At 54.2% G+C, this 11,653-nt stretch carries 11 protein-coding genes; 6 read left to right on the top strand and 5 right to left on the bottom strand.

Annotated elements, in window-relative coordinates; genetic code table 11:
- Both ACR0M2_RS12310 and ACR0M2_RS12305 read right to left on the bottom strand, forming a co-directional pair.
- Nucleotides 1-234: hypothetical protein (locus ACR0M2_RS12310; RefSeq protein ID WP_480705309.1), on the bottom strand; the 234-nt coding region annotated here is incomplete at its 3' end.
- Between the two features lie 23 nt (nucleotides 235-257).
- Nucleotides 258-1,238: a LysR substrate-binding domain-containing protein gene (locus ACR0M2_RS12305; protein ID WP_480705307.1), complete on the bottom strand. Its 981-nt coding sequence runs from the start codon at nucleotides 1,236-1,238 to the stop codon at nucleotides 258-260.
- Between the two features lie 192 nt (nucleotides 1,239-1,430).
- Here ACR0M2_RS12305 and ACR0M2_RS12300 point away from each other — a divergent pair, with 192 nt between their 5' ends.
- The 6 genes from ACR0M2_RS12300 to ACR0M2_RS12275 all read left to right on the top strand — a co-directional run bounded on the left by ACR0M2_RS12300 (nucleotide 1,431) and on the right by ACR0M2_RS12275 (nucleotide 8,684).
- Nucleotides 1,431-2,381 carry an ABC transporter substrate-binding protein gene (locus ACR0M2_RS12300; RefSeq protein WP_170351497.1) on the top strand — a complete coding sequence of 317 codons (951 nt, stop codon included), beginning with the start codon at nucleotides 1,431-1,433 and terminating at the stop codon, nucleotides 2,379-2,381.
- Nucleotides 2,382-2,465: 84 nt separating this feature from the next.
- Nucleotides 2,466-3,494, top strand: coding sequence for a quaternary amine ABC transporter ATP-binding protein (locus tag ACR0M2_RS12295; protein ID WP_480705305.1), 1,029 nt, complete (start codon nucleotides 2,466-2,468; stop codon nucleotides 3,492-3,494).
- Nucleotides 3,494-5,476, top strand: a complete 1,983-nt coding sequence (locus ACR0M2_RS12290; RefSeq protein WP_480705303.1) for an ABC transporter permease — start codon at nucleotides 3,494-3,496, stop codon at nucleotides 5,474-5,476. The genes ACR0M2_RS12295 and ACR0M2_RS12290 overlap by 1 nt, the downstream gene beginning before the upstream one ends.
- 19 nt (nucleotides 5,477-5,495) lie before the next feature.
- Nucleotides 5,496-5,849 carry a cupin domain-containing protein gene (locus tag ACR0M2_RS12285; protein ID WP_170351502.1) on the top strand — a complete coding sequence of 118 codons (354 nt, stop codon included), beginning with the start codon at nucleotides 5,496-5,498 and terminating at the stop codon, nucleotides 5,847-5,849.
- Nucleotides 5,846-8,245: a trimethylamine N-oxide demethylase gene (locus tag ACR0M2_RS12280; RefSeq protein ID WP_480705301.1), complete on the top strand. Its 2,400-nt coding sequence runs from the start codon at nucleotides 5,846-5,848 to the stop codon at nucleotides 8,243-8,245. The genes ACR0M2_RS12285 and ACR0M2_RS12280 overlap by 4 nt, the downstream gene beginning before the upstream one ends.
- 4 nt (nucleotides 8,246-8,249) lie before the next feature.
- Nucleotides 8,250-8,684 carry a hypothetical protein gene (locus ACR0M2_RS12275; protein WP_480705299.1) on the top strand — a complete coding sequence of 145 codons (435 nt, stop codon included), beginning with the start codon at nucleotides 8,250-8,252 and terminating at the stop codon, nucleotides 8,682-8,684.
- 150 nt (nucleotides 8,685-8,834) lie between these two features.
- On the opposite strand, the gene ACR0M2_RS12270 is transcribed toward ACR0M2_RS12275, so the two are convergent.
- From ACR0M2_RS12270 to ACR0M2_RS12260, 3 genes are read right to left on the bottom strand one after another with little or no spacing between them, the layout of a single operon-like run.
- On the bottom strand, nucleotides 8,835-10,169 hold the full coding sequence (locus ACR0M2_RS12270) for a sensor histidine kinase (RefSeq protein WP_480705297.1): 1,335 nt from the start codon (nucleotides 10,167-10,169) through the stop codon (nucleotides 8,835-8,837).
- Entirely contained in the window at nucleotides 10,169-10,828 is a 660-nt protein-coding gene (locus tag ACR0M2_RS12265; RefSeq protein WP_170351510.1) for a response regulator, read from the bottom strand. The genes ACR0M2_RS12270 and ACR0M2_RS12265 overlap by 1 nt, the downstream gene beginning before the upstream one ends.
- A 37-nt stretch (nucleotides 10,829-10,865) precedes the next feature.
- Nucleotides 10,866-11,543, bottom strand: coding sequence for a PepSY domain-containing protein (locus ACR0M2_RS12260; protein ID WP_480705295.1), 678 nt, complete (start codon nucleotides 11,541-11,543; stop codon nucleotides 10,866-10,868).
- Between the last annotated feature and the right edge of the window lie 110 nt (nucleotides 11,544-11,653).

Here is an 11,653-nt window from a genome sequence, read left to right as displayed (position 1 = left end):
ACTGGAGATGCCAATTTTCGCACCGATTTCCTGAATCGGCTTCTTGTTCGCCTCACGGGCGATTTCGATGTCGGATTTGTAGCTCATTGGGTGCTGGGCTCCGTGCAAAGTAGGTTTAACGAACTCAAACCCGTCCGCATCTGCGACCGGGGAGGAATCGAATACTTTCTTTACGGTAAATAATTTTTCCCTTGGGTCAACCTTGGAAATACGAGGACATGACCGAATGGGCATTTATTACCCAATGGGGTCACGGATCACGCGTAACGTTTGCGCACCGCGCTAAGCCCCAACAACCAATCTTCAACGATGCGTAATTCCGGGAATGCTTTTTGCGTTGGGCTTTTAAGAAGATAATACCCAGACTGTGTTCGCACCGAGACGTCCTGAATTGGTCTGACCAACGCGCCGCTTTCAAGCAGTGGGTCGACAAGATGGGCCCAACCCAATGCGACCCCCAATCCATCGACTGCAGCTTGTATAGAGAGAGGATAGGTGTTGAAGGCCACAGCGCGTTCCATCAATGAGGTCGAAATATCATTGCCGTTGAACCACGTGTGCCATGTCATCCATTCCGCGTGACTACTGGTCACCTCAATCAGATCCAACTCTGGCAAAGCAGTTAAATCTGTCACTGTCGGATTACTACTGAGATACTCCGGGCTGCAGACCGGGAAAACAGTTTCCCCAAATAACAGCTGAGCATCATATCCAGGCCATTCCCCATCCCCGCGCAATATCGTCAAATCCATCGAATCTGACAGGCACTCTGCATCACTGTCGGAAGACACCAACGAAATACGGATGCGATCATTAGATTTGTTGAATTTTCTTAGCTGTGGCATCAACCAGAGTGACGCAACCGAGTTGGTCGCAGAGATCGAGACTGTGTTGGCCTGATGTTTAGCCAGCATGTCACGGCTAACATCCCGCATCAGGTCCAGCGACTTTTCCACAGTTGCCAACAAAATCGCACCTTGCTGCGTCAGCGAGACCGAGCGATGACCTCTGACAAACAGCGGAACATCATAATGTTGTTCCAACAGTCGCACCTTGCGGCTGATTGCCGTTTCAGAAATGTTGAGCACCTTGCTGGCCTGCGCAAAACTCTGTGCCTTCGCAGCCGCTTCAAATGCCAAAAGGTAATCGAGCGGTGGAAGGACCTTCCCGGTAATTGGCGCTTTCTTTGGCATCTGAAGGCGGTTTCCCAATCTGAAGATGATCGCAATCAAAAACATTTGCCCGTTTCGACTGGAAACCGATCAGGCAACTGACTGTTAAAATAGTGAAAAGTCAGATTTGCCTCAAGAATTTATAGGCAATGCCTCTCAAATTTCTGTTCTGCGTCTCGTGAAAACTTAGGCAGAATGAGAAAATTCGGGGCCGGAAGAGTCCGCAGATAAGAAATGTACGTCACTCAGGGAGCAAACATGAAACTCACAAACCTATTTTCTGCTGCAACCTTGGCAGCGGTAGCGGGCACCGGAGCGTTCGCCGAAGACAGCAGCGATCCGATCGTCATTCCAATTCACAACTGGTCCAGTCAGATCGTGATGTCTTACGTTACAGGTCAACTACTCGAAGAGATTGGTGACAACGTCGAATACGTCACAACAGACAGTCAGGCGGTCTACGAGTCGGTACGCTTGGGCGATGTCACACTTGAGATGGAAGTCTGGGAAGGTGCATTTGGCGCATCCTTCCGCGCCGCGCTGGAAAAGGGTGGTCTGCATGATGCAGGCGATCATGATGCAGTCACGCGCGAGGATTGGTGGTATCCGATGTGGACTAAAGAATCCTGCCCCGGCCTGCCTGATTGGCAAGCTTTAAACGACTGCGCGCATCTTTTCGCAACAGCGGAAACCGGGGACAAAGGCCGGTATCTGGATGGACCCGTCGACTGGTTGAAGCACGGTAAGGAACGTGCCGAAGCGCTTGATTTGAATTTCACGGTTATCAATGCGGGTTCGGCTGCAGCCCTTTGGGCCGAGATCGGAGCGGCAGAGGCGGATAAGAAACCTGTTCTGGTCTTCAACTGGACACCCAACTTTGCCGAAGCTGTCTGGCCAGGTGAATTTGTTGAATTTCCGGCCTGGGAAGATGGTTGCGACAAAGATCCATCCAAAGGTCCGAATCCCGATGCGTTGTATGATTGCGGAAACCCAGCCAGCGGTTACCTGAAAAAAGCCGCGTGGGATGGCATGAAAGATAAGTGGCCGGCTGCCTACTGCGTATTGACTGAAATTTCGTTCACCAACCCGCAAATCGCGGAAATGGCAAAGCTGGTCGATACAGACGAGCTGGAACCGGAAGAGGCAGCAGCCGAATGGCTGGACGCTAACCGCGCTGTTGTTGACCCCTGGATCAGCGCCTGCAGTTGATAAACCGGTCATTCGCGACGAAACTGGCGCGGCCTTGCCGATCTCGGTGAAGCAAGGCCGCGCCTAACAAGAAAGTAGGCAGCCATGTCCGCCACAGCGCCCGTCATCTCAGCCAAAAACGTCTGGAAACTGTTTGGAGCCTCTCCTGAGACCTATCTGAAATCTATGCCCGCGGGTCGCAGTTTCGACGAGATACGTACGGACGGTTACATCGCCGGGGTCAAAGACGTCTCGATTGAAGTTGGCCGGGGTGAAATGCTGGTCATCATGGGGCTGTCCGGATCAGGCAAGTCTACTCTGGTACGGTGCTTTTCACGTCTTCATGACATTACCGGCGGCACGATTGAGGTTGACGGTCAGAACATCATGAGCCTGAGCGAGCGCGACCTGATCGAGTTGCGACGCAACAAGATGGGCATGGTGTTCCAGTCCTTCGGTCTGCTGCCGCATCGTACGGTTCTGGATAACGTGGCCTTCCCGCTGGAAATGCGCGGTCAGGATCGCCATGACCGACGCGAACGCGCATTGGAAGTAATCAAGCTGGTGGGCCTTGAGGGTCGTGAAGAATATTTCCCGCGCGAACTCAGCGGCGGGCAACAGCAACGGGTCGGCATCGCCCGGTCCCTGGCGATTGAGCCGGATATTTGGTTCCTGGATGAACCGTTCTCCGCCCTTGACCCTTTGATCCGACGTGAAATGCAGGATGAATTCCTACGGCTTCAAGAGATGCTGGGTAAAACCATCGTCTTTATTACTCATGATTTTGACGAAGCGCTGCGTTTGGCAGATCGGATCGCGATCATGCGCAATGGCGCGGTTGAACAGTGTGACACACCCGATCAAATCGTCATGAATCCTGCCACTGAATATGTGGCGAAATTTACCGAGGACATCGACAAATCCCGCGTGGTGCATGCGAAAGGGCTGGCGAAACCGGTCAACGGGCACGCCTTGGAAGGAGCTCCGATCAATGGTGGCGCAACGATCCACGAACTTGCGCGAGTTCTGGTCAATGACAACCGCATCCTTTTGCCGGTTGCAGATGACAAAGGCGTTATCACCGGTGTCCTGGAACGCGACACTGCTCTGAATGTTCTGCTCGGAGCCGAATAATGGCGACGCTGTCCACTGATCTGACGGAGACTTCGGACAAGCCGTGGGGACGTACACGGGTACTTACCGCGCTGCTTGCAGTGGCGTTTGCACTGATCCTTGCCAAAGCCGCTGGTATTCTGCCTGAATGGCTGAACCGCATCCCCGAAGCGGCGATCCCGCCCACCGCACAAGTTCTGGATGCGATCTTCAACTTCATCCAGAATGACCTGGGCCTGATATACGTCACCCGCTTCATCGCGGAAGGTCCGCTTGAATTCCTGCTGGATACGTCGGCCAACCTTTTGGAAGGCAAGCGTCGCTGGCCCTATCTGGGACCGATCCCATGGTCTGCGATTGCCGCCGTTGCCGCGGTTGTGGGTTATGCTGTCGGTGGATGGAAGTTGGCCGCTTTGGGCGCGGGCACCTTTATCTGGACCGCAGCAATCGGCCAGTGGAAGATCGCCATGCAAACAATGTCGGTGATCGTGGTTGCAGCGCCCCTGGCGTTCTTGCTGGGGCTGGCTTTGGGTATTGCCGCATGGAAATACGGTTGGTTCGAGCGGGTCCTGAAGCCCATCCTGTCCATATTGCAAACCCTGCCCTTCTTTACCTACCTGCTGCCTGCGGTGATTTTCTTCAAGGTGGGTCCAACCGCCGGGGCCGTCGCAACGATTACATTCGCGATCCCGCCGATGATCCTGATGACAACGCTGGGGCTCAAGAAGGTTAGCCCCGAAGTGATCGAAGCGGGTCAGATGTCCGGCTGTACTCGCTGGCAGATGCTGCGCCATGTATACATTCCGGCAGCGCGCACCGAAATTCTAGTTGGCGTCAATCAGGTGATCATGCTGTGTCTGGCAATGGTCGTTCTGACCGCCTTTATCGGAATGCCGGGTCTTGGCGCTAAACTGTTGGCGATGATGGGAAGTTTCAAGCTCGGACGATCCTTCGAGATTGGCATCACTATCGTCCTTTTGGCCGTGACTTTGGACCGGATGTCCAAGGCCTGGGTGGTCAAGCAACCAGTTCACTTTGAACGCAACACGCCCTGGTGGAAGCGGCATCAAATCTCGCTGGTCGCACTGGGTCTGTTCATCGGGTTTATCCTGCTGTCGCAGCTGTTCCCGATCCTGGCTGAAGTTGGCCGCAAACAGCACCTGAGCCAAGGCAAGGAAATTGACGTGGTGATCAAGTCGTTCCTGGCGATCGACGCCATCAAGGGAACAACTGAATGGTTGCGCTGGTTCCTGAACGTCAAGGTTCTGATCCCGTTCCGGGACACGCTGCTGGCGATCCCGACCCCCGCCTTCATCCTAATAGTCGTTGCCTTTGCCTATTGGGTCGGCGGACGCCGCCCGGGTATTTATGCGGCGGTGTTTTTTACCATCGTCGCCTTCTCGGGTTGGTGGGACAGGTCGGTGATCACTCTGTATACCGTTATCTCGGCGGTTGCGCTGGCCACACTGATCGGAATACCGCTGGGCGTAATTGCTGCCCGGTCAGAACGCTGGTCGAAAAGCATACTTCTGGCCTGCGACACCGCGCAGACCTTCCCCAGCTTTATTTATCTTATCCCAGCGATCATGTTGTTCGGTGTCAATGACGTGGCGGTTGTGTTCTCGATCCTGATCTTCGCCGCCGTACCGCTGATCCGGTACACTATTATTGGCCTCAGCAGCGTTCCGCCGGAAATGACCGAAGCCGCCGACATGTCCGGCTCAACCCGTCGCCAAAAGCTGATGTCGGTACAGTTCCCACTGGCTCTGCCAACTATGGCGGTCGGGTTCAATCAGGCCATCATGTTCGCCTTTTTCATGGTCATCATCGCAGCCTTCATCGGCACGCAGGACCTTGGTCAAGAACTTCAGCGAACGCTGGCCGGAACCGAGTTGGGCAAAAACTTTGTCCTCGGCCTGAACGTGTCGCTGATGGCGCTGACCTTTGACATGGCGATCAGCAGCTGGGCGGAACAGCGTAAAAAGCGACTGGGGCTCGATTAAGATGGCACAACAGCAAAACATGCGTACTGTCGCCCGGTTCGACGATACCGGCTTTGTTAGAATGCACATGGACGGTCTGCTCGACGAACAGGTCTGGTGGAAGAATGTCAGCTTTGACGAAGTCACAGGGCAAGGGAGTTATCTGATGAAGATGGCCCCGGGAACGCGCTCGAATCCGCATATTCATCACGGTGCGGAAGAGTTCTTTGTCCTCGAAGGCGATCTGACTGATCACGACGGTTTCAGCTATCGCAGCGGTGACTTCGTCAGTTTGGCCGCCGGTTCCAGCCATTTTTCGCGCACCGAGGCGGGATGCCTTTTGGTGGTCACGCACCGCGGTGCAACCGAGTCCATTCAGGAAGGTGCATTATGAATGTGAAACCGGTTTTCGAAGTGCCTTACGAACGTAGCGGGGTTCTGGCCCCCGGTCTTCCGATTCTACCGCATGGAACGGAACGTCATCCCGTCCCTGGCGCAGGGTCGCGGGCGGTTTCGGTGTCCAAAGGCGACACGATCACATTGCTGGATCGCGATGGGATGCAACCCGCCGAGATGGTGTTCTTTGCCCCCGATCGAAGCTCGGACGCCGCCATGCTTGGCGCGCAGGGGCGCGGTCGACCAGAGGGGCTGATTGCGACTCTGGCGAATGGCTCGGCTTCGGGCAAGAAAGTGCTACGCGCGTTAGAGGTTGCAGGTTTCGATATCGGACGCGGGGATGCGATCCGGGCTTTCTCGGATGGATCACGGCCCGGCGACATGGCGCATTTCGTGGCGGAATGCGACGGTCTTCTGATCGTCTCTGCTCCCGGCGAAGCGATGCGACCCGAAGACAACAACCCGCCGACCGACATTATCCTGTACATTCAGCGTGCCGCTCCTGGCTTGGAAAAACCCGACGTGGGCCCGCCCGATCCTCTGGCCGACCCACTCAAGGATATCAACATTCAGCCTGGCAATGCCAAATCTTATGAGGTCAAAGCCGGGGAGTTCATCCAGATCGTGGATGTCAGGGGCCGCGAATGTTCAGACTTTCAGGCGTTCAGCCGACGTGCACTGGATCAGGGGATCGAACGCGAGATTGATCCCACCACGACACGTAGCCTGATGGGCAGTTTGTATCCGCAACCAGGCATATTCTCAAAGTACTGGTCGGTGGATCAAGAACCCCTGGTCGAGATCGTGCAGGATACGTGCGGCCGCCACGACACGTTCGGGCTGGCCTGCACAGCTCGGTATTATGAAGACTTGGGCTATCCTGGCCATGTCAATTGCTCGGAAAATATCAACAAAGATCTGGACCAGTATGGCATCCGGCCCCGCGCAGGTTGGCCTGCGATCAACTTCTTTTTCAACACGATGCTGGACGATGACAATGCCATCAGCATGGATGATCCGTGGTCGCGACCCGGAGATTTCGTGCTGCTGCGCGCGCTGACAGATCTTGTCTGCGTCAGTACCGGCTGCCCCTGCGACATTGACCCGGCCAATGGCTGGAATCCAACCGACATTCAGGTGCGAACTTACAGAGCGACCGAAGATTTCAAACGGTCCTATGGCTACAGAAAATCTGCGGAGGCGGATGTGGAAGAAACCAAGAAAACAGCATTTCACGACTGCTTTGCACGTCATACCCGTGATTTTGTCGAATACAACGGGTATTGGCTGCCCAATACGATGACCAATCATGGCGCGATCGCAGAATATTGGGCCTGTCGGGACAAAGTCGCCGTGATGGATCTGAGCCCACTGCGCAAATACGAGGTTGTTGGCCCGGATGCCGAAGAGCTGATGCAGCTTTGCGTGACCCGCAACATGAAGAAGCTGAGCGTCGGTCAAGTTGTCTATACGGCAATGTGCTATGAACATGGCGGCATGATCGACGATGGCACTGTCTATCGGCTGGGAGAGACCAACTTCCGATGGATCGGCGGCAACGACACCAGCGGATTGTGGCTGCAGGAACAAGCGCGCAAGCGTAACATGAATGTCTGGGTGCGAAACTCTACAGATCAGTTGCACAATATCGCGGTACAGGGGCGGCACAGCCGCGACATCCTCTCGCAGATATTCTGGACGCCACCCCAGCAGCCAACCATTGAGGAATTGCCTTGGTTCCGGCTTACAGTGGCTCGGGTTGGGGATGTGCGCGGGACATCCGTCGTAATTTCTCGGACCGGGTACTCAGGCGAGTTGGGGTATGAAATCTTCTGCCACCCTAAGGACGCTGTCGAGATTTTCGACCGTGTCTGGGAAGTTGGTCAGGACTATGGAATTGCCCCGCTCGGTCTTGCCGCCCTCGACATGTTGCGGATCGAAGGCGGCTTGATCTTTGCCGGGTCCGAATTTGACGACCAGACCGATCCGTTCGAGGCCGGGGTCGGCTTTACCGTCCCATTTAAATCTAAGACCGATGACTTCATCGGGCGCAGCGCAATTGAGGAACGCAAGGCTCACCCTCACCGCAAGCTGGTCGGGTTTGATATAGAAGGTGGAACAGTGCCTTCTCCGGGCGATTGTGTACGTATCGGAAAAGCGCAGGTCGGCGAAATCACCAGCGCGATGAAGTCACCCATCTTAGGCAAGGTCATCGCCCTTGGGCGTGTTGCATCAACCCATGCGCTGGAGGGGCACGACATTGAGATCGGCCAACTGGATGGGCAGCAAAAGCGCCTGAAGGCAAAAATTGTTCCGTTCCCGCATTTTGATCCAACTAAAGAACGCGTGAAAGGTGTTTACCCCAGTAAAAATGTCCCGGATGCGGCCGAATGAAAACTTGACTGCCAAACAAACGGCCAAAGTTGTGGCCGTTTGTTTTCTGGAGCTTGTCATCGTAACTTCACCAACAACTGGCTTCGCGGACAAATGTGACCGGGTTTCCGCGCTTGAAAACTATAGTACCACGGGCGTCTCACCGAATGGAACGATGTGCAAAACGTTTGTCGGCCTGGACAATGTCCAAGGCGTTTCATGCCGATGGGTGTTTCCATTCCGGGACTCTGAAGCCATTCGCGCGTTTAACGACCTCTGGACTGAAGTAACACATTGCAAAGAGGGAACTTGGACGCAATACGACGGATCAGTCAACCACCCTGATAGTTACGTGCTGAGGGAACTTTTCACTTCAGAAGGCTTTTTTCGCGTTGCCCAAAAAGATAAGGGCCAAATCAATCGTACATTGGTGTTTTTGAGTCTCGAACATCACAATTGATGCAGTCGGTGTACATCGCCCACCAGCCCCGGAAACCATCATCTCAATGGGTCAGAGGCCAACAATGCACTAACAATCAAACTGGACCAGTCAGATGAGGCTGCTCAGAAATCCACGCATTGTGCCACTCATTCTCTCAGCCGTCGCCGCTTAAGACTTGGTTGGGATAACCACCCGACCACTTAATCCTCCTAACGCGGCAGATTTTCCCAGGTCGAAGTGCGCACCGTATGCATTGAGAAGATCAACCGCGATTGCCAGCCCCAGCCCGCTGCCTCTTACCGAAGTGTCAAGCCGTCCACCAGAGCGTAGCGCTTCGCGTATTGCGTCCTCTGGGATACCTGGGCCGTCATCTTCGATACAGATTTCGACACAGTCTTCGTGACGTTTTGCGGTCAGTTTTACTTTGCCACGACACCATTTGACTGCGTTATCCAGTAAGTTCCCCAGAACCTCTTCGATATCCTGCGTATCCATGCGCACCCAAAGCTCAGGATCGCTTTTGACTTCCAGTATTTTACCCTCTCTCTCAGCGATCGTAGTAAACAACCGTGCGAGACGTTCGACTGAGTGTGAAACATCCGTACGCGAATGGGTCAACTCAGCCGTGTTTAGAGCCCGGATTCGCGCAAGTGACCGGCCGAGTTGAGAGTCGATCCGATCTAGAGCTTCGTCAGCGATACCTGTGTCGACACCGGCCTGTGACATAGCCTGTAGTTCATTTCTCAGAATAGTGGCTGGCGTTTTCAGAGCATGTGCCAGATCAGCGGCTTGCCTGCGTGAGCCGGATACAATGTCCCGATTGCGATGCAAAAGCTGATTCAGATCATCGACCAAAGGGGCCACTTCGTCTGGGTAATCCGTGGGTGTCAGATTGTCATCCGTGTCCCAACGATGGGCGACATCCGCACGCAATTTACGAAGAGGACCCAGGATTGCAGACATCAGCATCAACGAACTTGCAACTCCAATCAAGCCAACCAACCCAAACACCGGTAGAAGACTGCGCTGTGCCGCCCGTCTTTCATTGATCAACTGCGCCTGGCTTTCCGCGACACTAATTCCCCAGACAGTTCCATCTTCGAAAGAAATTTTTTGGTATGCGCTGCGCAACGCTTCCCCCTCGGGGCCGGAAGTGTTCCAAAGGGTTGCATTTTCAGAGATGTCAGGTGGTTCAGCGATTGTTTCGTCAAACAAAGACGCCGACGTGTAAACCTCGCCGTTGCCGGTGGTAACTTGCCAGTATCTGCCGGAATATGGCGCGCTGTATGCCGGATCAAACATGAGATCACGCAGGGCATCCGGGTCTTGTGTCGTAACGCTCAACCCAACGACAAGCTGTGTGTGGCGATCTCGAAGCGTAGCGTCGAACCTGTTTGAAATTCGGGCATCGATAAACGAAAAAACAGCCAGTGTGCCCACGCCAACGGACAATGCCCCAGATGCAATCCCTCCAAGCAGTGCCCGTTGACGCAGCGACAACATCAAACTGAATCGATCATATATCCGCGACCCCGGACCGTTGTTATCAGGTCAGGTCCCAATTTGTTGCGCAGCCGGTTTATGAAAACCGCAATGGTATTCGAATCTCGGTCACCGTTATATTCGTAGATATGTTCCGAAAGTTCGGATCTGGGGATCAGGCGACCGGCGTTGTGGGCCAGGTAAGTAAGAACAGCAATCTCCTGGGCTGTTAAGTCGATCGGAACGCCATCAACAGTCACCCGCCCATTGCGTGTATCAAGAACGACATTGCCCATCTCGATAACAGGATTCAGCTGCCCACTCTGACGGCGCAATATGGCTCGGACACGCGCGGCCAGCTCGGGCAAATGGAATGGTTTGGTCATGTAATCATCTGCACCGGCATCCAATCCGTCGACCCGTTCGCTCCAACCATCGCGTGCCGTCAGGATCAAAACCGGAGTTTTTATACCCGCGCTGCGCCAGTCGCGCAAAACCGAGATGCCATCTCGTTCCGGAAGCCCGAGATCGAGGATGATCATGTCATATGGTTCGGTAGTTCCCAGATGCTGGGCATCAACTCCGTTGTGGACAATATCGACCACGCGGCCTTCAGCATTCAGCAGCTTTTTGATCTGTTCGCAAAGGTGCGGTTCGTCTTCTGCGAGTAATACTCTCATACTTTTATCTATAGGCCTGCGACCGAAATTTTAACCACTATTTTTTGCCACCACCATTACCGTTGCCACCGGAGTTGCCGTTACCGTTGCCACCGGAGTTGCCGTTACCGTTGCCGCCGGAGTTGCCGTTACCGTTACCGCCGGAGTTGCCGTTACCGTTGCCACCGGAGTTACCGTTACCGTTGCCACCGGAGTTACCGTTACCGTTGCCACCGGAGTTGCCGTTACCGTTGCCGCCAGAGTTGCCGTTGCCGTTGCCACCGGAGTTGCCATTACCGTTGCCACCGGAATTGCCGTTACCGTTGCCGCCACTATTGTTGCTCTGATTGCCCTTACTGCTGGTCTGGCTTTGTGAGTTGGATTTGGCAGAATTGCCTGATGTGGACTTGGCTGCATTTGAAATCTGGCGTCCGATATTAGAACGATTGGGCACAACGACACCGGTTTGAGCATTCACAATAACACTTATGATCTTCCCATTGGGTTTCTTTACGAGGATCCGATAGTAGACCTTGTCAGTCTGGAACGCGCGCGCATCGACCGGCGTTCCACCAAAGACTTTTTCAACGCCTTTTAGAACCCTCTTTAACCTGATGGTGCTGCCCGTCGTTGTCACTTTGCGCAATTCGGATTGCTTTAGTTCGCGCACAGCAGCATGCCCTTCCCCAACCTGGAGAAAGGCGAACAGACAAGTGATGATAAAAAGCTTTCTCATCCTCAGTACTCAATATCGCGTAATCGCGCCTCAATTCTACAGATTTCAAGATGAACTGGCGATGAACGGTCGGTTCGTCGCAGGTTCAACGATAATAGGCTTAAATTTGT

The sequence above is a fragment of the Ruegeria sp. BE10 genome (assembly GCF_056538905.1).
This window is presented reverse-complemented; position numbering and strand designations above follow the sequence as displayed.